Source organism: Lutibacter sp. (assembly GCF_041555395.1).
Classification (GTDB): domain Bacteria; phylum Bacteroidota; class Bacteroidia; order Flavobacteriales; family Flavobacteriaceae; genus Lutibacter.
Map to the genome: position 1 here is coordinate 1 of NZ_JBFFKM010000014.1, position 23600 is coordinate 23600.

The window sequence follows — 23600 nt, forward strand, 5'->3', positions numbered from 1 at the left end:
GATAAGAGAAACTCTTGTGTACGAGGTTCAGAGTAATCAGTAACAGGAACCCAAACACCATCTAAAGTTAAACCATAGCGACCAAAAGGATCATTAAGCATCGTGTAAATACCATAGTTTTCATAGATATACTGAATCCATCTTGACGGGACACCCGTATATTGACGTATCACATTAACACCCATGTTCTTTAGAAGTGACATTTCTGAATCTAGTCCAGCTTTAATAAAATCATCTGACTGTTTCCAAAAATTAGCATTCACTGTATTGGTTCCAATAGGAATATAATCCCAGTTCATACCATTTATCATGAAGTCCTTTCCATCAACAACCAATTTCATTCCATTATCATTTTTTACAACAGAGACTTTATCAACCTGAGCAGATACAACAGTTGTAAGTAAGCAAAGTGCTAATTTTAGAAAATTGTTTTTTATTGTATTCATGTTTTTCAATTTTATGAATTATAAAAATAGAGTAAAAAAAAATAAAAATAAAAATAAAAAAACACAAAAAAACCATACGCAAAAAAAATGATGTGTTTTTTATTAGTCAAAACATCTATAACTCAATATATTGCCTTGTAACTATTTTCTAAAAAAGAAATAAAAATCATTCTGTATGGGCAATGTTGTAGTAAACTAAGATGTAAGTAGGTTGTAGTTCTAAAATGTAGCTAACAAGATTGTCTGCATAAGACAAATTTAACCATTTTTTAAGATTATTTTTTTAACCTTAACATTTATTTGTGATTTCTTAACATCATAAAATTTATAAGACACGTACTGCTTTTATAAATCTGCGAGTATAGCCCTTATTTTTTAGACTTGTAATAATTACTTTCATTTCTCTGCCTGAGGATGCATGAATAAAATCACTTTCTTTTCCTTTTGGATTTGTAACGATACCCAAATGGCCTATAACATTTCTGGTAGGGCTCAAAAAAACCAAAATATCCCCCTTTCTTACGCTGTCAATCGGGATTTCTTTCCCAAAATTCTTAAATTGAGAAGAGCTGCGTGGTACCTGTATTTTAAAATGCTTAAAAACAAAGTAAACAAAACCAGAACAGTCAAATCCATCCATGTTGCTTCCTCCTCCAACATAAGGTGTGCCTAATAATTCAATACCATAACTCACAATGTTGTCCTCTAGGGAAGCATTATTTTTAATTGGTTCTATCGGCGCAACCTTGACAATAGCTTCATCTCTTTCAGGTAATTTTTTAACACCTCTAGATGAAAAGTAGGTGATTGTGCTTATCAAAACAATTGCCGATAATCCAATAAGTATTGCAATTTTGGAGAGATATATCTTTTTAGAGGTCATATTAAAAAAACTAAATTAGTAAACTTAAGATATATAAAATCTGTGTAGAGGTGTCCTGTATACCATAATTCAATAAGTAAGGGTATTTTTTGCCGCCAATCTTACGCTTTGCAAATTTAGCTAAATTAAGATGATTTGAAGTGATATGAAACCACAACTACTACAAGAGGTCTTGGTTTTGGACCAAAAGGAACGCCAGTTTTGTTTTTGAGAAAAATACACCTATACAAATTAAAACCATAAAAATAAAAAATCTAAAACTGCTCCAGAAACTGAATTCGTTTTGCTATAGGCGGATGGGTTGAAAATAATCCTTTTAAGCCGCCAAATAAATTTGCTGAAGTGTCTTGCGGGGTGTTTTCAATAAACATTTGTTGTACTTCTTCACTTTTCACCTTATCAACATGATGATTACCAGATATTTTTCGCAAAGCGGAAGCTAACGCCCAAGGTTTTCTTGTCATTTCAGCAGCACCACTGTCGGCCATGTACTCTCTTTTTCGGCTTAAAGAAAATTTAAAAAGCATCGATATTAAATAAGCGACCAAAGAAACCGCCAAAATTACAATCATTAATTTTCCGGAATCTTTATTGTTTCTTCGGCCGCCCATTCCACCGTATAAAAAACTGCGAAACGCAATTTGAACCACTAAAGAAAAAATTCCGACAAAAACAATGGTCACTACCAATAGCCGCACATCTCTATTCCGAATATGCATCAACTCGTGAGCGATAACACCTTCCAACTCATTATCATCGAGCTTTTCAATAATACCTCGAGTTAATGTAACCGTGAAATCTTTTTCTTTCAGACCACTGGCAAAAGCATTTAAAGCATCACTCTCTATAATATTTATCCCAGGCATTTTCATCCCCACGCTCATGCACAGGTTTTCCACCAAATTGTAAACCTGCATATTTTCTTTGCGTTCCAGTGGTTTTGCCCCAGTTGCCATGGCTATCATTTTTCCATGGGCAAAATAGGCAATAAGAAACCATACCAAAACTATAGTGGTAACAAATGGAACAGCCTGAATAAACATCTCGGTTGCCAACTTGGGGCTCGGATTTCCATATTGGTCATAGGTGGTAAAATAAACCACGGCAAATACCGCCGCCAAAACCAATAATGGAAATGCAATTAATAGAAGAACAGATTTTCTGTTGTTTCTTTTTATTTGAGTTTGAATTCCAACAAATGCCACAGCTTAAAATTTAACCTCAGGAGCTACGTCCATTTTTTCTCTTCCTGCAACACCTAAGTCAAACATTGGTTCAGATTTAAAACCAAACATACTTGCAAAAATGTTATTTGGAAATTTTTGAACAGCAATGTTAAGCTCTTTAGTTGCCGCATTGAAGTAACGTCTTACGGCAGCCAATTTGTTTTCAATATCTGAAATCTCATTTTGTAACTGGATAAAATTCTGACTTGCTTTTAAATCAGGATAGGCTTCAACCTGAATACTCAATCCTTGCAATGCAGCACCCAATTCTTGTTCAGCACCAATCTTTTCATTGATTCCTGTTGCTGAAATGGCTTTTTGTCTTGCATTGGTTACTGCTTCCAAAGTGCCTCTTTCATGTTCCATATAGCCTTTAACTGCGCCAAGAAGTTGCGGAATCAGATCATGACGTTGTTTTAATTGCACATCAATATCGGCAAAAGCGTTTTCTCTGTTGTTTCTGAAACTTACCAGACCGTTGTAAATAGCTACCAGCCAGATGGCCAATACTGCAATAATTCCTAATATAATGTATATTACCATAATGTTGATTTTTTGTTTGGTTAATAATTGTCAAATGTAACTATAAAAATTTATTTAACAGAGCCCAAGTATTTTAGGGCCTAAAATGCTGATTTATAGTAAATTATAGATTAAAAAAATACAAATTTCGATTAGCTAAATTGTTAGTTTTGAATTGTTTATCATTTGAAAGTTGGACAATAAAAAAATGCAAAAGTTTAGTTAAAAGTTAATGGTTATTTAATTGTTCGTTTTATAAAACCCAATGAGTAATAATATTTTAGAATTGCCTGAAGCAGTATATAAATCAGACAAACTTTCAAACACATCACCATACTCGTATTCGTTAAAATTATCCATTAAATGCCTATTATACTCTATAAAAGAGGAGGCTTCCATAATTTCCAAATAGTCCAATAAACTAATCGTAGAATCACCATTAGATATATTAATCGTTGGATTGGCACCGCTTTTTAATAAATCAATAACCAAAGCTTCATCCCTTGCTATTGCCGCATTTACCAATTCTAAATCTATGCTTTGAAATCCTTTATTTATAAAATCGTTAAAAGTTTCTTTATCAATATAATTTTTATCGGCATAAAAATCCAACATCAAATCCCGATGTTTGACATACTCAAAATCAGCATTGAAATTAGGAAATTTAGTATCTAAATATTTCTTGCATTCCAAAGCTCTTTTATAAATATTTTCAGGTAAAAAACCAGTAATTAATTTCAAATCTTCATGAGTATTAACCCGCGCCCAAATATCAATTTCCATTCTTAAAATATCAAAAACAGTAAGTTTCACAGAGAATTCTGAATAATCAATCTTTTCAGGTATTGGAAAAGTTAAGTTTAAATCACTTTCCTGCTGAATTAAAGTCTTCAACGAATCTAAATTCAAATAGAAAAGCGACTTATATATCTTCAATGATTTTTCATCCATAGTTGCAATTTTATGAAGAACTAATCTAAAATACAAGTCTTTTTAAATTAATTTATCCGAATTTTAAGTACCACGAAACCTCGACAATTTACAGTCAAATTATAGACTTTATAGCATATTATGAAACTTCACTAATCATCTTCTTCTATATTAATCCGAATCAAATTAGAATCTTTTCCTATTTCAGCATGTCTTACTTCTCCTCCGGTTACTCCAACATTTTTCACTAATACTCCAGATACTCATAAAAGAAAAATCATTAAGACAAAATTTTTTTTTAAATTTATAACAGACTTCAAGACCAAATAACGTTTTAATCCTATTTTAAATATATTCATTAACTTCGTTAAAACAACCGAAATAATAAATGTCATTCTAACCCATTAATTTAAGTTTTCTAAAATGTGATATCCATTATTTTATTAATCAAATAACAGTCATGAAAAAAACCTTTTATTTTATTGTAGCCCTATTTTTAATTTTCACTTCATGTAAAGAAGAAAAACCAGCGCATCTTTTAGTTGATGCTCCCGTTGCCAAAAAAATTCCAAAAAAATTAACTATCCACGAAGACCCCCGAATTGACGATTATTTTTGGATGCGTTTAAGTGATGAACAAAAAAACGCTGAAACTCCAGATCAACAAACCCAGGATGTATTAGATTATTTGAATGCAGAGAATGCTTATTTAAATAAAGTAATGGGTCATACTGAAGCACTTCAAAAAAAATTATATGATGAAATTACAGGTCGAATAAAAAAAGATGATGAGTCTGTACCTGTAAATGACAATGGATATTCCTATTACACACGTTTTGAAGAAGGTGGGGATTATGCATTGTATTGCAGAAAAAAAATTGAAGGAGATGGCAAAGAAGAAATGATGTTGAATGGCCCAGAAATGGCTAAAGGATATTCTTATTTCGGCATTGGAAGTCAATCAATTAGCCAAAATAACAACTTACTGGCTTATAGTATTGACACTGTTTCCAGACGAAGATATACCATTTACTTTAAGAATTTAGAATCGGGAGAAATATTAACCGATAAATTAAGTAATACAAGTGGTAGTGCTGCCTGGGCAAACGATAACAAAACCGTTTTTTATACCACTAAAGACCCTGAAACACTTCGAACCAATAAAATTTATAAACATTTATTAGGTACAGACCAATCTAAAGATGTACTTGTTTATGAAGAAAAGGATGAAACTTTTAGTTGCGGTGTTTTTAAGTCAAAATCCAGAGCATATTTAATGATTGTAAGTTCCCAAACACTTTCTACGGAATTTCAATATTTAGATGCCAATACACCTAACGGAGATTGGAAAATTATTCAACCAAGAGAAAGAGGTTTAGAATATCAGCCTGATCATTATGGTGACTCTTTTTATATTCGAACCAATTTAAATGCTAAAAATTTTCGTTTAGTAAAAACACCTGTTAACGCAACTTCCAAAGAAAATTGGACAGATGTAGTACCTCATAGAGAAAGTGTTTTCTTACAAAATTTTGATCTTTTTAAAGATTTTTTAGTCCTCGGCGAAAGATTGAACGGTTTAAGAACAATTCGTATTATGAAATGGGATGGTGATGAGCATTATATTAAGTTTAACGACCCTGCTTATTTGGCTTATACAAGCTATAATTTAGATTTTGACACTCATGTTTTACGTTATAATTATTCATCGCTAACAACTCCAAATAGCACGTATGAGTACAACATGGGAACGAAAGAACAGGTGTTACTTAAACAAGATGAAGTTTTAGAGGCTAGTTTTTCATCTGATAATTATACTTCAGAACGTTTGTACGCTACTGCAAAAGATGGCACAAAAATTCCGATATCGCTAGTCTACAAAAAAGGTGTTAAAAAAAGTGCCGAAACTCCTTTATTACTCTATTCTTATGGCTCCTATGGCAGCAGTACTGAACCTACTTTTGATTCAGGCAGATTAAGTTTACTAAATAGAGGTTTTGTGTATGCAATTGCTCACATACGAGGCGGTCAGGAAATGGGAAGAGCTTGGTATGAGAATGGAAAATTATTAAAAAAGAAAAACACCTTTACAGATTTTATTGATTCAGGTGAGTTTTTAGTAAATGAAGGTTTTACCAGCAGCAAACATTTATATGCCTTAGGTGGAAGTGCTGGTGGATTGCTAATGGGAGCTGTCGTAAATATGAAACCAACATTGTGGAATGGCGTAATTGCAGCAGTTCCGTTTGTTGATGTTATATCAACGATGTTAGATGAAACTATTCCATTGACTACTTTTGAGTTTGATGAATGGGGAAATCCAAAAGACAAAGAATATTATGAGTATATGAAATCATATTCGCCTTATGACAATGTTGAAGCAAAAGAGTATCCAAATATGTTAATAACAACTGGTTACTGGGATAGTCAAGTTCAATATTGGGAGCCTGCAAAATGGGTTGCAAAACTTCGGGCTATGAAAACAGATAACAATCTTCTTATCATGGATTGCAATATGGAGACTGGTCATGGGGGTGCTTCCGGACGTTTTGAGAAGTACAAACGAACTGCATTATTCTATGCCTTTTTATTTGATCTGGAAAAAATAAAAGAATAAACCTAAAAATGAGACAGGTAATTTGGTGATTTTTTAAAGTTCTTCTATTTTATTATTTTGAGTTGAATTCTCAATATATAATAACACATTATGTTTTGATTAGATTTTATATAAATTTTGAATGTAAATCTTTGAGATAGAAATTGCTTAAAATTCTCTTCCTCAGCAAACAAATCCCTAACAATTGAATTTCAATTATTAGGGATTTGTTTTATTGATCCGAATCAAATTAGAATCTTTCCCTATTTCTGAATGTCTTACTTCTCCTCCGGTTGCTCCAATATTTTTGGTTAATACTCCAGATACTCATAAAAGAAAAATCACTAAGACAAAAAAATTAGTTTTAACCTTTTTCATTTATAACACGTTATTATTCTTCGCTTCAAAAAAATATTTTCTGTTTCTACAGATGAAAATTGATTTTTATCATAAAATTTTGATTACAAAATTGAATATTAAAATACATTTTTATTTATAAGTGCCTGTATTTATGTTGTTTATCTTTTTTTAATTGTTAAAGGCTAATTATGCTCAACTTGAGGGAAATCATTTTATAATCATTATTTTGATTTTAAATTTGAGACAGAAATAATGTTTAACTTAAATATAATATCATGACACTAGTAAAATTTAGAAAAAGACCATGGGAAAATCTGTTCACATCAGATTTGTTGGATTTTGACGCCGGTAATTTATTGAATGATAAATCATGGCTAAAAAAAATGGACGAACCAGCTTTAAACATCAAAGAAAAAAAGAACGAATTTGAAATTGAGCTTGCAGCTCCCGGATTCGACAAAAAAGATTTTGAAGTTAACATCGCTGATGGCTGTTTGAATATTATGGCAAAAAAATCTGAATCAAAAGAAAAAAAAGACGAAAACTTTACTCGAAAAGAGTTTAGCTACAACTCTTTTGAAAAATCATTACAGCTTCCTGAAACTGTAATTGATGAAAAGATTAAAGCCAAATATGAAAATGGAATCTTGAAATTTAGTCTTGCAAAAAAAGAAGAGGCTCAAAAACAAAAACCTAAAAAAATAGAAATTTCATAAAAGAAATTTCTTGTTAATATTCCGGACTTTATTTCCCCAAAAATAAAGTCCGGGATATGAGATACCCGTTAAATTAAGATGAATTTGAATAAAAATATAAAATTATGAAAACAGAAAATGCATTGTTGGGAGTTATAGCAGGTGCTGCCATTGGCGCTATCTTCGGAATCTTATTTGCACCGGATAAAGGTTCCAAAACACGGAGAAAAATTGCTAAAAAAAGCGAAGAGTTTACCGATGAACTAGAGGATAAATATGAAGATTTTGTTGAAAGCATCACTGAAAAATATGAAGACCTAAAGGAAAAAGCCGCTGACATGGCTGAAAAGGCCAAACTTAAAGCTGAAGAATTGACTGAAAAAGCCAAGCATGAGGCTGCAAAAGTGACCGAAAAAGCCAAGGAAGAAGCTGAAAAAATGAAAAAAAAGGCTAAATATGGAGAAGGAGTTGACGCTTAGGCCAACCTCCTCATAAACTCAAAATAAGCTAAGAAAAGGCATTTTACAATTAGGGAAAATACAACGTATATTTTCCCTAATTCTTGAATTTAACTCCCATAGCACGAATGCCATCCTAAAACCTAAAAATAAAAAAAATGGAAACTCCCAAAAGTTTAATTGAACTATTATTAGAGAAAATTGAAGAATACGGGATAACGACTTATGAGCTTACAAAGCTCAAATTATTGAAAACAACGGCTCTAATAGCGCCTTCATTATTATCAAGACTAATTGTTATTTTTATAATTTCCGCGTTTATACTTATTTTGAGTATAGGAATTGCACTGTTGTTAGGTGATTTGTTAGGCAAGTTGTATTACGGTTTTTTTATAATGGCAGCATTTTACCTTGTAGTTGGGATTGTGTTGTATTTCTATCTTCATAAATGGATTAAAAAACCAGTTGCCAACTCAATTATTAAACAAATACTTCAATAATATTATATTATGGGAAAAATACAATCAATATCCGATCTTGAAGATGCCATAAAACTACTGGAGTTTAAAAAGGCTGAAGAAGAAAAATTGTTGAAAGAGATATCTCACATGACCTATGAGAGCGTGCAACCAATAAATATGATCAAAAATATATTTAAAGAATCATTAACGCCTCAAAATATGAAAGACAATTTGGTAAACACTTCAGTGGGATTGGGATTTGGTTATCTCTCAAAAATATTATTTCAGAGTGTTGTAAGAGTTCCGTTTAAAAAATTTATCGGCAGCGCTTTAATGATTAGTGTTGAAAATCTGGTAGCCAAAAATCCTGAAGTTGTATCAGCCATAGCTACTTTCATTTTGAATTCCATCACCAAGAAGTCTGATAAAGATGTTCACAAAGAAGTTGATAATGAATTTATGGATCTAGAAACCATTTATTAACAAAAATAATCAACCTAATATTTTTTTCACTTTACTGTTTCTGATCTGATAAAAAAAATATTCATGTTTAATGGGCTGCCTAAACTTCCGACGCATCTATTTCCTATATGAATCATTATATTTTTAAAAACCATATGCCTATTACATTGAAAAGGAAAATTAATACCAATTGGATTTTATTAATAATGAGAACAACACATTGGCATTTATTTCTTCTTTTTTTCATTCTTTTCTTTCTATTCATAAGAAAAGCAACTTATTTACCTATGAATCAACATCATGAATCGAAAATAAACTCAGTTAAGTTATTTCTTTGCGGGGATGTTATGCTTGGAAGGGGAATTGACCAGATTCTGCCCTATTCGGTTACTCCGAACCTTTACGAATCATATGTAAAAGATGCAAGAGATTATGTGCATTTGGCAGAAAACAAAAATGGAACAATTCCAAAGCCTGTTTCTTTCAGCTATATTTGGGGAGATGCCATGAAAATTTGGAAAAAAATGGCGCCTTCGGCAAAAATCATCAATCTTGAAACAAGTGTAACCACAAACAATAAGCCTTGGGCCGGGAAAGGAATTAATTATCGAATGCATCCAAAAAATGTGGACGTGCTTGCCTCAGCCGGAATCAACTTTTGTTCGCTGGCCAACAACCATACTTTAGACTGGGAACGTCCCGGATTGACGGAAACAATAAATACCCTTAAAAAATCGGGCATTTTATTTGTCGGAGCGGGAATAAATGACACTGAAGCTGCCACTCCTGCCAGTTTGCCTTTAGTTAAGGGGAAAGTAATTGTGCTGGCTTACGGAGCTACAAGCAGCGGAATTCCTAAATCCTGGTCGGCGCAAGAAAATTTACCGGGTATAAATATACTTCCTGAAACCAATGAAACTGCTATTGAATTAATAAAGAATGAAATTTCTAAAATAAAACAGAAGGGAGATGTTGTATTACTTTCCATTCATTGGGGAGGAAATTGGGGATATGATATTCCTTTGAAACATCAAAAGTTGGCCCACGAAATTATTGATAAAGCCGAGGTTGATATCATTCACGGACATTCTTCCCACCATCCCATGGGCATTGAGGTGTATCACAACAAACTTATCATTTATGGTGCCGGTGACTTTATTAACGATTACGAAGGTATTAGCGGTCAAGAGCAATATCGGGGAGAACTTAGCCTCATGTACTTTCCGAAAGTGAATCAGAAAAATGGTGAACTTATTTCAATGAAAATATTCCCTATGGAGACTAAAAATTTTAGGCTTCACAATGCTTCTAAATCTGATGCTTTATGGCTGAAAGAAGTTTTAAACAGAGAAGGAAGTCAATTTGGAACTCAAGTTGCATTGAATGAAGACCGTTCAATGGATTTAAAATGGAAGTAAAATCCATAAAGAGATTAAAAATCAAAAACTGCTTTAAAACTTCAAACTGACCAAAATCATTTCAGCGCCAGTGTTTTGGTCATACTTTAGTCTTCTTAATTAACGTTGATTTTATTACAATTTGTATGGATTCACCAAACATTAACATCGTTAAAAATCCACATGCGCTTACCTCAAAAAATGTTGTGAATGAGTTAAATAGCGATGAAGAATTTGGTTTGAAAAAAATACAAACTAAAGAACGCCTTGCTAAATTCGGAAAAAATGAAATACCGCTAAAAAAACCAAAATCAAAATGGCGCATATTTGCGGAACAATTTCTTAATACCATCATCTATATTTTAGTCGGAGCCGCATTATTATCATTTTTTTTTAAAGATTGGCCTGAAGGTTTTGCCATAATTATAGTTATTTTAATAACCGTTTCCATAGGATTTTTTATGGAATTGCAAGCATTGCATTCTTTAGAAACGCTTCGCAAAATGGGCCAAGCAGTCACTCAAGTGTTGCGTGACGGCAATATAGAGCGCGTAAAGGCTTCCTTATTGGTTCCCGGAGATATGATAATTTTAGAAGCCGGTGATGTAATTTCAGCCGATGCCCGTTTAATCTCAGGAGAAAATTTTACTGTGAAAGAAGCTGCTTTAACAGGCGAAAGCGCTCAAGTAGAAAAAAAAACGGACACTTTACCACTAAACACTTCCATAATTGGACAAAATAACATGGTTTTTAAGGGAACTATAGCCACCCGTGGAAAAGCGAAAGTCATTGTTACGGCTACTGGAATTCAAACTGAATTGGGTAAAATTCAGCAAATGGGAATGGAAGTTGACACGGAATTGACACCACTTGAAAAAAAATTAAATGCCTTAAGCAGATGGCTAATATGGCTAACGCTTTCACTTGCTGTATTAATTATTATCGTTGGCTATATCAGGGGCATAAATTTAGTCTTAATGCTAGAAACAGGCATTGCACTTGCCGTGGCATCAATACCTGAAGGATTACCGATTGTGGCAACCATTGCGTTGGCGCAAGGAATGATTAAATTGTCTAAAAAAAAGGTAATCATTAAAAAACTGGAAGCCGTTCACACGTTGGGCGCCACAAATATTATTTGCACAGATAAAACAGGGACGCTTACAGAAGATGAAATGAAGGTCCATGTCATCGTTTTTGAAGAAGCATCTTTTCAAAATGTAAATCTTAAAAATAAAGAAACATTAAATTCATTAAAAAAACTGAAAGCTTTTGATAAAATGATAATGACAGGCATTCTTTGCAATGACGCCATCTACACAACAACAGACAAACATGGTGATTCCATAGATTTGGCATTGGCAGAATTCGCTTTCTTTGCGGGTTATGATCTTACTTCTGTCCGAAAAAATAATCCGGAAAAAATGGAAGTTGCCTTTGATGCCGATCGTAAAATGATGGCTACGGCAAATCAACATCAGAAAACATTTAATGTCTATGCAAAAGGCGCTTTTGAAAGTATTGTTGAATGCTGTAATACGATCATAAAAAATGGCAAAACAGAAAACTTCGAAAACAAAGCACAATGGTATCAAAAAGTTGAAGAATTGGCTTTTCAAGGATTGCGGGTATTGGCTTTTGCCTATAAAGAATCAAAAAAAAATCCCGAATATGAAACCTTTCTGCAACAACTCACTTTTATAGGTTTGGCTGGTTTTATTGATCCTGCAAGAGAAGATGTTAAAGCAACAATCACCACTTATAAAAATGCTGGAATTCGCGTGGTGATGATGACAGGCGATCATCCGGGAACCGCTAAAAAAATAGCGCAGGAAATTGGTTTGTTGGAAATTGATGCTCCAAATGACAAAGTGATGGCGGGAAAACAAATTCCTGATATGGGAAATTTGAGCGAAACCGCCAAAAACAAACTCCTAAATGGAGTTATTTTTGCAAGGGTTACCCCAAAACAAAAATTAGAACTGATTGCCCTTTTTCAACAAAACAACAATATCGTGGGAATGATTGGAGATGGTATAAATGATGTTCCGGCACTTAAAAAAGCGGATATTGGCATTGCTATGGGAATTCGAGGAACTGAAGCCGCAAGAGAAACGGCCGATGTTATTCTTAAAGATGATAAATTTACCTCTATAGAATTGGCAATAAGGCAAGGCAGGGCGATTTTTGAAAATATTCGACAGTTTGTGGTATATCTTTTATCAAGTAATTTGGCCGAAATAATTTCGGTCGGAATTGCCGCATTGTTAGCATTACCTTCACCACTTTTACCCTTGCAAATATTATTTCTGAATCTTATTACAGATATTTTCCCTGCGTTGGCTTTAGGGCTTGGCAAAGGAGAAATTGACATTATGAACAAACCGCCAAGAAAATCCAATGAGCCTATTATGACACCCAAATTATGGAAGGCCACCATTATTTACGGATTATGCATTACCGCAGCCGTTCTTGGCATAACAGCTTATGCTCACTTCGCGCTAAAATTGGCTCCAAATGAAATTAACAATATGGCTTTTTTTACCTTAATTTTTGCCCAATTGATCAATGTTTTCAATATGCCAAAAGGCCATTTATCGTTCTTTAAAAATGAAGTGACCTTAAATCCTTGGGTTTGGTATGCTATTGCACTGTGTATTTTTATCACGGGAATAGCTTATTTTATTCCACCAGTTGCCCAGGCACTTTCATTGGTTTCTTTATCCTTAGATAAATTTGGTTTGATCATTTTATTCGGATTTGGCTCCTTGTTACTCACTCAAATTTTTAAAAGAATTGGCAGCACTGTTTAATAATTAAACTGTTTATTATGCTGAATTACTTCGGCTAAAATTTTTAAGCAATTTAAAATTTGATTTGAATAATAAATAAATTTTCATACGCTGGTTAATCTCAAATAATTGATATATTGCATAAAAAATTAATAAATTCAATACTCAGTATCTCAACCATGATAAATTTAGCTACACTTTTATTTTTATCTGCAATTTTACTAACAGGTTGCAGCAGTACAACGGGAACTGTTAAAGGAACCGTATGTTATCCTTCTGAATATATACCGGCAATGGACGTTTATTTAAAAAACAAGGAAACCGGAAAAATATATACTTTGGACATCAAAGAAAATCAAAAAGCGTTTAAATTTAAAAAAATACCTGAAGGGAACTATATCGCATTTGCTTATACCATTCAGGAAGATTTAACCGACCTTAACAACAAATCATCTGTTGTAAGCGGTGGATATACCCACGCCGTTACTTGCGGATTGACTGTTGAATGCAAAGATCATTCTTTACTTATTTTTAAAGTTAAAAATGGCAACATCACAAATAACATTCAAATTTGTGATTGGCTTGGAGCAATGATGAAGGATGAGCGAAAAAACGCCCCCTAACCCCCAAAGGGGGACGGAACGCAAAGAAAATGTCCGGTAGACATTTTAAGAGACATAGCGATAGCTATGGGCGAAATGGCGCGCAGATACCAGCTGGCGCGTTGGGAAATGAAGCAATCTTTTGGATTGAAAAAGTATAAAGGAGAAAGTTTAAACAAATTAAATTTCCCTCTTCAGAGGGGCTAGGGGTGTTTAAAACTGGTGAACACTAATCAGGGAAGTTCATCTCAAAATACCAACAACCAACAACCAACATAAATGTGTGAATTATACAACTTTTAGCTAAAGTTATGTAACACAATTCCGTTTTAAAGTGCTCAACTTTGTGATATTTCTTTTTTGTAAGAGAAACTAATTTAAAACACAACAATATGAAAGCTTTAAAATATACAATAATCGGAATCGCTTTGTTTTTCGCAGGCGGAATGCAGGCACAAATTTCAGTGAATTTAAACGTTGGTACACCGCCACAATGGGGACCTTCAGGTCATTCAGACGTACGATATTACTACTTACCGGATGTTGAAGCCTATTATGACGTTCAATCGTCTAATTTTATTTATTATTCAGGAAATACCTGGGTTCGTCGAGGTCATCTTCCAAAACAATATAGAAATTACGATTTGTACAATGGCTATAAAGTAGTAATAACAGATTATCGTGGGAATGCTCCTTATACTTATTATAAACAGCATAAAGTTAAATATGCAAAAGGATATCGCGGAAAACCTCAAAAAAACATAGGCAACAGGCCGAATAATGGAAACCATAAATCAAATGGGAACCACAAATCAAAAGGAAAATCTAAAGGTCACGGAAATAAAAAATAGTAGCCGGTGCAATTTGCAAAGGCAGTATTGAAAGTAGGATTCTTAAAACCCCAAAGAATCCTATAAATTAAGAGATGATAATAGTACAATGCACATAAGTGATGGCAAAGACTTCATGATAAATAAAAATAAAGTTTTTCCATAAAATACGATCAACCCAAAGGCATAAAACCCCTGTATTAATTGCAATTTTGATAAATTTTTGATTATTTGCAATATAGAGAGAGATGAAGGCGTTTATTTAAATGAAAATCCCTTGATAATAAGCGTCAACGTCTCTTATTTAAAAAAATAATATGAGTTGTTAAATGTCGTTAACAATTATAGAACAGGTGAAAATACACCTGTTTTAAGTATGTTAAAAACATTCTGGACATAACAATTTAAAGACAAAGTTCTTTTATTTTTTCCGAAGAAAAATTGAATTATAAGTATGAAAAAAAAATATTTTTACTTATAAAAACATTTGAAGATATTAATGCGGCGTTTATCGTACATTGTAAAAAATATTTGAAATTTGAAATTATACATAAAATACATGGTGAGTAACCGTTGCAAAATGGTTGTAAAAGATGCCTTAAAAAAGCTGGGAGTACATTTTATCCTTGTTGATTTAGGGGAAGTCGATATTATGGAAAATATTAACGAAGCGCAGCGAAATGAGCTAAAATTGACGTTATTCAACTCCGGACTCGAGTTGATGGATGACAAAAGATCGATGCTGATTGAAAAGATAAAAAATGTAATTATTGAGATGGTTCATCATTCGAAAGAAGAAATCAAGATAAATTTCTCCGATTATTTGAGTGAAAAATTAAATCATGATTATACCTATCTGGCAAATCTATTTTCAGAAGTACAGGGAACCACTATTGAACAATTTATCATTCAGCACAAAGTTGAGCGCATAAAAGAATTGATTATTTATGGTGAATTAAATATTACGGAAATTGCATGGAAAATGAACTACAGCAGTGTTGCACATTTATCCAATCAATTTAAAAAAGTTACGGGGCTCTCTCCTTCCCATTTTAAACAAATGAAAGAGAAAAGAAGGAGTCCGATTGAAGAAATTGGAAATCAGCCTCTCGACACTCAATAAAATATACAAAACACAAATAAAGTTAATCACTTTTTTTAAGGATATTAAAAAATAAATGGAAGAAGTAAAAAAAAATAATTCTCAATACGCAAGAAGCTTAATTGAAGCCAGTTTAGATCCATTGGTTACTATCAGTGCCGAGGGAAAGATAACTGACGTCAATGAGGCATCGATTAAAGCTACAGGTATTCCAAGAGAAAAACTTATAAACACTGACTTCTCCAATTATTTTACAGAGCCCCAAAAAGCACAAGAAGGCTATCTTAAGGTTTTTGAAAAAGGTTTTGTGGCTGACTATCCGTTAACGATAAAACATAAAAATGGGTCTTTAACAGATGTATTATACAATGCTTCCGTTTATAAAGATAAAAAAGGAAACGTACTCGGCGTTTTTGCGGCAGCGCGTGATATTACAGAACAAAAACAATCTTCACAATATGCCCGTAGTTTAATTGAAGCCAGTTTAGATCCACAGGTTACTATCAGTGCAGAAGGAAAAATTACAGACGTTAACAAAGCTACAATAAAAGTAACAGGTATTCCACGAAAAAAACTTATAAACACTGACTTCTCCAATTATTTTACCGATCCCAAAAAAGCACAAGAAGGCTATCTTAAGGTTTTTAAAAAAGGTTTTGTAACTGATTATCCTTTAACGATAAGACATAAAAACGGGACATTAACAGATGTGTCTTATAACGCTTCTGTTTATAAAGATGACAAAGGTAAGGTTCTTGGCGTTTTTGCAGCAGCACGTGATGTTACCTTTCAAAAATGGGCAATAAATTTGAGAAAAGCCAACAAGGAACTTGCCTTTCAAAACGTCGAGAAAGAAAAACGGGCTGCTGAGTTGTTCATTGCTAACGAAGAACTCGCCTTTCAAAACATCGAGAAAGAAAAACGGGCAGAAGAATTAAGTATTGCCAACAAAGAATTGGCCTTTCAAAACGAAGAAAAAGAAAAACGGGCTGCTGAACTGGTTATTGCCAATGAAGAACTTGCTTATCAAAATGAAGTAAAAGAAAAACGGGCTGCTGAACTTATTATTGCCAACAAAGAACTCGCTTTACTAAACAAAGAAAAAGAAAAACGAGAAGCTGAGTTAATAATTGCAAACGAAGAACTTATCTTTCAAACAGACGTTAAAGAAAAAAGGGCAGCTGAGTTAGTTATTGCCAATGAAGAACTTGCTTATCAAACCATTCAAAAAATAAAACAGGAACTTGCCAATAAAGAACTTGAAGCATCTAACATTGATATTAAATTAGATTCTCAATATTCTTTGAGTCTTATTGAGGCCAGTCTTGACCCGTTGGTTACCATAAGTGCTGCTGGCAAGATCACCGACATGAACGAGGCTTTAACAAATATAACAGGACTAACGAGAGAAGAACTTACAGATACCGACTTTTTGGATTATTTTACTGAACCACAAAAAGCGCGTGGCGTTTACCAGGAGGTATTCGCAAAAGGATCTGTTGCCGATTTTCCGCTTACGCTTCGCCATAGAAATGGTAAGCTCACCGATGTATTATTCAATGGTTCCATTTATAAGGACGAAGATGGAAATGTAGATGGCGTAGTGATTGTTGCCCGGGATGTTACTGAACAAAAAAGAACGGCTAAAGAACTCACCGAAGCCATGATATTTGCAGAGTTGGCTACATCAATTGCTGAAGAGGCAAAGATGAATGCCGAAAAAGCGACGAAAATTGCTGAAAATGCCGTAAAGGCCAAACAACAATTTTTGTCAAACATGAGTCACGAGATTCGCACCCCTATGAATGCGATTATCGGATTTACGAAAGTGGTATTAAAAACCAATTTGACAGCAAAACAAAAGGAATATTTAAAAGCCATAAAAATAAGTGGCGATGCATTAATAGTACTTATAAATGACATACTTGATATTGCAAAAGTAGATGCAGGAAAAATGACATTTGAACAAATACCATTCAGAATGTCTTTGTCTATATCAGCCATGCTTCATTTATTTGAAACCAAAATTCAGGAAAAAAATTTAAAACTGGTAAAAGAATACGACAATAAAATCCCTGATGTACTGGTTGGAGATCCGGTGCGATTACACCAAATCATTTTAAATTTGGTAAGTAATGCCGTTAAGTTTACCGCAAAAGGAAAAATTACTGTCGGAGTCAAATTACTTGATGAAGATGAACATAAAGCAACCGTCGAATTTTCAGTTTCTGATACCGGAATTGGAATACCAGAAACTAAAATAAATTCCATTTTTGAAAATTTTCAGCAGGCCTCAAGCGGCACATCACGTTTGTACGGAGGAACCGGATTGGGCCTTGCCATTGTTAAACAATTGGTAGAGCCACAAGGCGGAGTCATTAATGTAACCAGCAAAATTGATGAAGGCTCAACTTTTAGCTTCATATTAAGTTTTCAGAAAACAAAAGCTGATGCTCCAGTAGAAATCGAATTGGTGGAATATGATAAAGAAATAACAGGCATAAAAGTATTGGTGGTCGAAGATATTCCACTCAATCAATTACTAATGAGAACACTATTGGATGATTTTGGATTTGAATGCGATATTGCCAGTAACGGAAAAATAGCCATTGAAAAAATGCAAACGAATTCGTACGATCTTATTTTGATGGACTTGCAGATGCCGGAAATGAATGGATTTGAAGCAACTGATCACATTCGAAATATGATGAATTCCAATATTCCAATCATCGCTTTAACGGCAGATGTTACCACTGTTGATTTGGATAAATGCAAGTCGGTTGGAATGAATGATTACATTGCAAAACCTGTTGACGAAAGACTGTTGTACAGTAAAATGGTAGGGTTCATAAAGAATAACAACCATGATATTGCACCTGATGTAAATGTTATTGAACCTGATGTAAGTGTTCTTGATAAAGCTGTAAAAATTAAATGCACTAACTTAAATTATTTAAATACCCGCACCAAATCCAATCGAGTGCTGATGATGGAAATGATTTCACTTTATCTGAAACAAACGCCACCTTTAATAATTGCAATGAAACAAGGTTTGTTAAATAAGGATTGGGTATCATTACAAGCCGCAGTCCATAAAATGATCCCTTCATTTTCAATAATGGGAATACACACTGATTTTGAAAACATGGCAAAAAAAGTTCAGGAATATGCCAGCACGCAACAAGAAACAGAAGACATGTCAGAGTTGGTTTTTCAACTTGAAAATGTTTGCACTCAGGCATGTGAAGAATTAATGGAAGAGCTTAACACATTTAAAAATACTAACAATGAATAACAACAATAAAATAAAACTTTTTCTGGTTGATGATGATGCTTTATTCCTAAAATCATTGGAAATTGATTTTATGGAGAATGCCGATTTTGACATTGAAACTTATGCAACAGGTGAACTTTGCATCGCAAATTTATCACACAAACCGGATGTAATTATTTTAGATTACCAACTTGATGTTATTGAAAAAGGTGCCATGAACGGGTTAGAAACATTGGCTAAAATAAAAGCTTTTAATCCTGATATTCCTGTTATAATGCTGTCTTCACAAGATAAAATTGAAGTGGCGATAAACTGTATGCATCTGAAAGCTGCAGATTATGTGGTAAAAAGCGAAACCGCTTTCATGCGCCTGAAAAAAATTATCACTGCCGTTTTAAAATTCAATAAAATGGAGAAACAATTAAATTGGTATATGGAAAGAATGTAATTTTCCGCCAAGAAATACCCCCCTTAAATGTGTGAATAATATAACTTATTGTTAAAATTATGTAACACATCCCTTCCTGAAAAATTCCATCTTTACAGTGTGGTTATATGAATGATTATTCGTTAGAAAAAATCTAAAATACAACCACATTATAAAAAAGGTGGAGATCAGAACCCACTAAAAAAAACGGCTTGCTTGGTTATACAACTCTGATAACCCTTAGGTTAATTGGTAAGGGCAATTAAAAAGCGGGAAAATTTAAAAATTTAAAAAACATGAAAAAATTAATTTTAGTAATTGCTTTAGCATTTGTTTCAGCAGTAGGTTTCAGTCAAAACCCATTAGGTGTAGGTCAAAATCAACTTAATGTTGGTCTTGGATTTTCAAATTGGGGTACTCCCGTTTACATAGGATTTGACCACGGAATTAGCAGAGATTTAACACTTGGAGCTGAGTTTTCTTACCGTTCTTATGATGAAAAATGGAACAATGATTCTAATTATAAGCATAATATTATGGGTTTTTCAGGAAATTTAAACTACCATTTTAATACTGCATTAAACATGTCTAACGAGTGGGATTTTTATATTGGTCCAAATATTGGATTCATTGTATGGAACTCTCCTGATCTTTATGATGGTAAGCATAATTCCGGATTAGGTATTGGTGCTCAATTAGGCTTTAGATATTATTTATCAAACAGCATTGGTTTAAATCTTGAATTTGGAGGCGGAAATGCCTTTAATGGTGGGAAATTTGGACTTACTTTTAAATTATAGAACTTAATTAAATGACATTTACATTGATTTTTAAGTTCGTAAAATAACTTAGAAATCAATGTTTTTTATTTAACGAAATCCTTAATGACATAAAATAAGATTCGACAAAAAAATAAAATTTCAACACTATGGACAATCAAAAAAAATGGGGAAACGGGAAACAACCGACAACATGGATTTAAACTATGAACATAAAAAATTAACTGAGATTTTGAATGATTTGTTTGAACTTAATAGATATAAAAAAGGCAGACAGGAATTTGCCAGAATACTTTCAAAAATGACAGACTTCGGTTTAATTTATTTTAAGAAGGAAGATGAGTATCTGACGAATTTTTCACTTGAATTTAAAGAAGTCAAAAATTCTCAAAGAAATTATATTTTAACAGTTGCAACTTATAATGTTGACTTATTGAGTACAAATCCGCCAAACCCAAAAGAAGTAATTGAGTTTTTAGAAAAATGGTGGTCGAAGCATTTACTGTGTCGGGAAAAAGAATTATAAATGTGTTAACAGGAAAACTCAATATGAATTATTATATTAAAAAAACAATAGTTTCTTTATTAATAAACCTTTAAACTAAAAAAAAATGAACTTAAAAAGAATCTTTGGGGCATTACTTACCGCTCTCGGAATTGGTGGTTTAATTTATACTGCCATATTATTTGTAAATAGCTCCAATAGCAATTACGCTATTAAAACACTGGTTGTTTTTGGCATATTAGGTATCGTGTTTTTTACTGCAGGCATTAGCCTTATACGTACAACGAAAGACGAATCATAAATAGCTGTTTCCAATTATCAATGCTATTTTTTACAGCCAATATTAAAAACCAACTAAGTGATAAATTTTTATAGCTAAAAAAATAAATCATTCAATAAAAAACATTAAACAACTTTATTATGAATACAAAAAATTTAGGAATCGTAATTGCCGCAATAGGAATATTGATGATTATTTATACCGGATTCAATTATGTTACCAACGAAAACGTAATTGACATAGGTCCGATGCACATGAGTGTGGAAGAAAATCACCCAGTGCAATGGTCACCAATTGTTGGTGCAATTTTATTGGTTGGGGGAATTGTAATTGTTGCGACTAATAGAAAAAAATAGAATAAAAAATTTATTTTTTTGAATTTAATTCTGTTTAAATTAATAAAATGTGTGAATTGTGTAACTTATATTTAAAGTTGTGTAACACGCTACCAAATTAATGAACATAACTTTGTTTTATATTAATTCCTCACAATAATAAAAACAATTAATTATGAAATTAAAAACTATTTTATCAACCCTCGCACTTGCATCGGTTGTTTTACTGGCTGGTTGTTCAGATGATGACAACAACGATATAAGCCTTTCATCAAGCCTTTCACCAACAGTAACACTTTCCGACCCGGCAAATAATGCCACCGATGTAGCACTTAACACAACAGTTACTGCCACATTCAGCAAAAAAATGACTCCTTCAACAATTAACGCTTCAACATTTACCTTAATGCAAGGTGAAAATGAAGTTGTTGGAACAGTCTCGTATACAGGTACAACAGCAACTTTTAAACCCGCACAGAGCCTTGCTCAAAACACTCCTTATACAGCTACAATTACTACTGGAGCCAGAGATCTTAAAGGCGGCCGTTTGAACGAAAACTATACTTTTGGTTTTACAACAGTTGAAGTACTTGATACTGCTTTACCTCTAATAGTATCGACATATCCAAATAACAATGAAATCAATGTTACACAAAATAAATTAATTGCAGTAGATTTTAGTGAGCCAATGAATACCTCAACCATAAACAATTCAACATTTACCTTAAAAAAAGGCACCACCGCAGTTGAAGGTACAATAGCTTATTCCGGAACTACAGCAACTTTTACCCCAACTGATGCAATGGCTCCCGGTACTGTTTACACTGCGCTATTAACTAATGGAGCAAAAGATTTAGCCGGCAATGCACTTGCAACTAACAAGGAATGGAGTTTTACCACTGAAGAAGGGCCTGCTGTGATATCAGTATCTCCACTTAATGGTGATGTCAATGTTATGCGTAATGCATTAATTTCAGCGTCTTTCAATAAGGAAATGGACGCATCAACGATTAACGCCTTAACTTTTACATTAAAAATAGGAACAACTGACGTACAAGGAACAGTTTCGTATACAGGAACAACAGCGAAATTTACACCAAAAAACACATTACTTGCAGGAACTCAATATACTGCTACAATAACTACCAGTGCAAAAGACTTAGCTGGAAATGCACTTGCAGCTCCTAAAGTATGGAGTTTTACAACCGTAGTTGCCTCAGCAAATCAGGCAGTAGTAAATCTTAAATCATCAATTAATTATGTGATTTTGGCTAAAACGGCAATAAGTACTGTTCCTGCTTCTGCTATTACAGGAGATATGGGATTAAGTCCAGCTGCTACATCTTATATTACAGGATTTTCTTTAACGGATTGGACAGGATATGCAACATCGACTCAAGTTACCGGAAAAGTATATGCTGCAGACATGGCCGACCCTACTCCAATTAATTTAACAACAGCTGTAGAAGATATGATGGCTGCTTACACAGATGCAGCCGGTCGTCCTACACCTGATTTCCTTAATTTAGGAACTGGAAATATTGGGGGAAAAACCCTTACTCCAGGACTTTATAATTGGGGTAGTACTGTTACAGTTCCAACTGATGTTACAATCTCTGGTGGAGCAGATGATGTTTGGATTTTCCAAATTTCAGGAGATCTAAGTGTGAGTGCTAATGTTAAAGTTACTTTAGAAGGTGGCGCTCAAGCTAAAAATATTTTCTGGCAGGTAGCCGGTGAAGCTACTTTTGGAGCAACATCTCATTTTGAAGGAATTATTTTATCGCAAACAGGTATAACTTTTAGAACTGGTGCATCATTTAACGGAAGAGCTTTAGCGCAATCAGCTGTTATTCTTGACGCAAATACTATTGTAAATCCTTAATTAATTAATAAAATATCCATAACCCATAAAAAAGGCAGTCTGAAAAGACTGTCTTTTTTATGGGTTATTTTTCTTTAAATATTTTCGGTTTTCAATCTGAAACAATTCCGTTTTCATTTGTTGCTTCAATCAATTGGTTTTACTAATATTCCCACATTTAATTTATTCCATAAAAAACACAAGCATTGAATTTCTCCCTTGTAAACCTTTTTCTCATAAAGTACTATATGACTTAATAATATGTGAATCATGTAACTTTTTTAAAAAGTTATGTAACTCGTGCAGAGATGAATGATAGTACCTTTATTTATTGATTTATTGGTTATTTTGAATATTGCTTAAACAATACAGAT

The 23600-nt window shown here is 33.2% G+C and carries 21 protein-coding genes and 1 pseudogene; 17 read left to right on the plus strand and 5 right to left on the minus strand.

The window, feature by feature from the left end; translation table 11 throughout:
* From ABY285_RS04830 to ABY285_RS04850, 5 genes and pseudogenes are all read right to left on the minus strand, one after another.
* Positions 1-446: pseudogene (locus ABY285_RS04830) on the minus strand (glycosidase); the annotation flags it as partial.
* 325 nt (positions 447-771) lie between these two features.
* Positions 772-1329, minus strand: a complete 558-nt coding sequence (locus ABY285_RS04835) for a C40 family peptidase (RefSeq protein ID WP_372767589.1) — start codon at positions 1327-1329, stop codon at positions 772-774.
* Positions 1330-1583: 254 nt separating this feature from the next.
* Positions 1584-2534: a M48 family metallopeptidase gene (locus ABY285_RS04840; RefSeq protein WP_372767591.1), complete on the minus strand. Its 951-nt coding sequence runs from the start codon at positions 2532-2534 to the stop codon at positions 1584-1586.
* 3 nt (positions 2535-2537) lie between these two features.
* Positions 2538-3098: a LemA family protein gene (locus ABY285_RS04845; protein ID WP_372767593.1), complete on the minus strand. Its 561-nt coding sequence runs from the start codon at positions 3096-3098 to the stop codon at positions 2538-2540.
* 219 nt (positions 3099-3317) lie between these two features.
* Positions 3318-4028: a hypothetical protein gene (locus ABY285_RS04850; RefSeq protein WP_372767595.1), complete on the minus strand. Its 711-nt coding sequence runs from the start codon at positions 4026-4028 to the stop codon at positions 3318-3320.
* Positions 4029-4467: 439 nt separating this feature from the next.
* Here ABY285_RS04850 and ABY285_RS04855 point away from each other — a divergent pair, with 439 nt between their 5' ends.
* The 17 genes from ABY285_RS04855 to ABY285_RS04935 all read left to right on the plus strand — a co-directional run bounded on the left by ABY285_RS04855 (position 4468) and on the right by ABY285_RS04935 (position 23247).
* A complete protein-coding gene (locus tag ABY285_RS04855) occupies positions 4468-6624 on the plus strand; it encodes a S9 family peptidase (RefSeq protein WP_372767597.1) in 2157 nt (718 codons plus the stop codon).
* Positions 6625-7238: 614 nt separating this feature from the next.
* The gene (locus tag ABY285_RS04860) at positions 7239-7679 is read left to right on the plus strand and encodes an Hsp20/alpha crystallin family protein (protein ID WP_372767599.1); all 441 of its coding nucleotides are present in this window, start codon (positions 7239-7241) and stop codon (positions 7677-7679) included.
* Positions 7680-7783: 104 nt separating this feature from the next.
* Positions 7784-8137, plus strand: a complete 354-nt coding sequence (locus ABY285_RS04865) for a YtxH domain-containing protein (RefSeq protein ID WP_372767601.1) — start codon at positions 7784-7786, stop codon at positions 8135-8137.
* Positions 8138-8274: 137 nt separating this feature from the next.
* The gene (locus tag ABY285_RS04870; RefSeq protein ID WP_372767603.1) at positions 8275-8616 is read left to right on the plus strand and encodes a hypothetical protein; all 342 of its coding nucleotides are present in this window, start codon (positions 8275-8277) and stop codon (positions 8614-8616) included.
* A gap of 9 nt (positions 8617-8625) precedes the next feature.
* Positions 8626-9060, plus strand: a complete 435-nt coding sequence (locus ABY285_RS04875) for a hypothetical protein (RefSeq protein ID WP_372767605.1) — start codon at positions 8626-8628, stop codon at positions 9058-9060.
* Positions 9061-9326: 266 nt separating this feature from the next.
* Complete coding sequence (locus ABY285_RS04880) at positions 9327-10457, plus strand: CapA family protein (protein WP_372767607.1); 1131 nt, start codon at positions 9327-9329, stop codon at positions 10455-10457.
* Positions 10458-10582: 125 nt separating this feature from the next.
* A complete protein-coding gene (locus tag ABY285_RS04885; RefSeq protein ID WP_372767609.1) occupies positions 10583-13249 on the plus strand; it encodes a cation-translocating P-type ATPase in 2667 nt (888 codons plus the stop codon).
* Between the two features lie 158 nt (positions 13250-13407).
* Positions 13408-13851, plus strand: a complete 444-nt coding sequence (locus ABY285_RS04890; protein ID WP_372767611.1) for a hypothetical protein — start codon at positions 13408-13410, stop codon at positions 13849-13851.
* A gap of 371 nt (positions 13852-14222) precedes the next feature.
* Positions 14223-14681, plus strand: a complete 459-nt coding sequence (locus tag ABY285_RS04895) for a hypothetical protein (RefSeq protein WP_372767613.1) — start codon at positions 14223-14225, stop codon at positions 14679-14681.
* A gap of 538 nt (positions 14682-15219) precedes the next feature.
* Positions 15220-15783: a helix-turn-helix domain-containing protein gene (locus ABY285_RS04900; RefSeq protein WP_372767689.1), complete on the plus strand. Its 564-nt coding sequence runs from the start codon at positions 15220-15222 to the stop codon at positions 15781-15783.
* Positions 15784-15838: 55 nt separating this feature from the next.
* On the plus strand, positions 15839-19057 hold the full coding sequence (locus tag ABY285_RS04905; protein ID WP_372767615.1) for a PAS domain S-box protein: 3219 nt from the start codon (positions 15839-15841) through the stop codon (positions 19055-19057).
* Positions 19050-19484, plus strand: coding sequence for a response regulator (locus tag ABY285_RS04910; RefSeq protein ID WP_372767617.1), 435 nt, complete (start codon positions 19050-19052; stop codon positions 19482-19484). Before ABY285_RS04905 ends, ABY285_RS04910 begins: the two co-directional genes overlap by 8 nt.
* A gap of 275 nt (positions 19485-19759) precedes the next feature.
* Positions 19760-20263 carry an outer membrane beta-barrel protein gene (locus ABY285_RS04915; RefSeq protein ID WP_372767619.1) on the plus strand — a complete coding sequence of 168 codons (504 nt, stop codon included), beginning with the start codon at positions 19760-19762 and terminating at the stop codon, positions 20261-20263.
* A 145-nt stretch (positions 20264-20408) separates the two neighbouring features.
* Entirely contained in the window at positions 20409-20768 is a 360-nt protein-coding gene (locus ABY285_RS04920) for a hypothetical protein (protein WP_372767621.1), read from the plus strand.
* Between the two features lie 85 nt (positions 20769-20853).
* The gene (locus ABY285_RS04925) at positions 20854-21048 is read left to right on the plus strand and encodes a hypothetical protein (protein WP_372767623.1); all 195 of its coding nucleotides are present in this window, start codon (positions 20854-20856) and stop codon (positions 21046-21048) included.
* A 119-nt stretch (positions 21049-21167) separates the two neighbouring features.
* Positions 21168-21383, plus strand: coding sequence for a hypothetical protein (locus tag ABY285_RS04930; protein ID WP_372767625.1), 216 nt, complete (start codon positions 21168-21170; stop codon positions 21381-21383).
* 154 nt (positions 21384-21537) lie between these two features.
* On the plus strand, positions 21538-23247 hold the full coding sequence (locus ABY285_RS04935; RefSeq protein WP_372767627.1) for an ice-binding family protein: 1710 nt from the start codon (positions 21538-21540) through the stop codon (positions 23245-23247).
* Positions 23248-23600 lie beyond the last annotated feature (353 nt).

Coding starts and splice junctions, on each gene's coding strand:
- ABY285_RS04835 (WP_372767589.1), bottom strand. CDS start 1,329: ATGACCTCTAAAAAGATATATCTCTCCAAAATTGCAATACTTATTGGA.
- ABY285_RS04845 (WP_372767593.1), bottom strand. CDS start 3,098: ATGGTAATATACATTATATTAGGAATTATTGCAGTATTGGCCATCTGG.
- ABY285_RS04850 (WP_372767595.1), bottom strand. CDS start 4,028: ATGGATGAAAAATCATTGAAGATATATAAGTCGCTTTTCTATTTGAAT.
- ABY285_RS04855 (WP_372767597.1), top strand. CDS start 4,468: ATGAAAAAAACCTTTTATTTTATTGTAGCCCTATTTTTAATTTTCACT.
- ABY285_RS04860 (WP_372767599.1), top strand. CDS start 7,239: ATGACACTAGTAAAATTTAGAAAAAGACCATGGGAAAATCTGTTCACA.
- ABY285_RS04865 (WP_372767601.1), top strand. CDS start 7,784: ATGAAAACAGAAAATGCATTGTTGGGAGTTATAGCAGGTGCTGCCATT.
- ABY285_RS04870 (WP_372767603.1), top strand. CDS start 8,275: ATGGAAACTCCCAAAAGTTTAATTGAACTATTATTAGAGAAAATTGAA.
- ABY285_RS04875 (WP_372767605.1), top strand. CDS start 8,626: ATGGGAAAAATACAATCAATATCCGATCTTGAAGATGCCATAAAACTA.
- ABY285_RS04880 (WP_372767607.1), top strand. CDS start 9,327: ATGAATCAACATCATGAATCGAAAATAAACTCAGTTAAGTTATTTCTT.
- ABY285_RS04885 (WP_372767609.1), top strand. CDS start 10,583: ATGGATTCACCAAACATTAACATCGTTAAAAATCCACATGCGCTTACC.
- ABY285_RS04890 (WP_372767611.1), top strand. CDS start 13,408: ATGATAAATTTAGCTACACTTTTATTTTTATCTGCAATTTTACTAACA.
- ABY285_RS04895 (WP_372767613.1), top strand. CDS start 14,223: ATGAAAGCTTTAAAATATACAATAATCGGAATCGCTTTGTTTTTCGCA.
- ABY285_RS04900 (WP_372767689.1), top strand. CDS start 15,220: ATGGTGAGTAACCGTTGCAAAATGGTTGTAAAAGATGCCTTAAAAAAG.
- ABY285_RS04905 (WP_372767615.1), top strand. CDS start 15,839: ATGGAAGAAGTAAAAAAAAATAATTCTCAATACGCAAGAAGCTTAATT.
- ABY285_RS04910 (WP_372767617.1), top strand. CDS start 19,050: ATGAATAACAACAATAAAATAAAACTTTTTCTGGTTGATGATGATGCT.
- ABY285_RS04915 (WP_372767619.1), top strand. CDS start 19,760: ATGAAAAAATTAATTTTAGTAATTGCTTTAGCATTTGTTTCAGCAGTA.
- ABY285_RS04920 (WP_372767621.1), top strand. CDS start 20,409: ATGGGGAAACGGGAAACAACCGACAACATGGATTTAAACTATGAACAT.
- ABY285_RS04925 (WP_372767623.1), top strand. CDS start 20,854: ATGAACTTAAAAAGAATCTTTGGGGCATTACTTACCGCTCTCGGAATT.
- ABY285_RS04930 (WP_372767625.1), top strand. CDS start 21,168: ATGAATACAAAAAATTTAGGAATCGTAATTGCCGCAATAGGAATATTG.
- ABY285_RS04935 (WP_372767627.1), top strand. CDS start 21,538: ATGAAATTAAAAACTATTTTATCAACCCTCGCACTTGCATCGGTTGTT.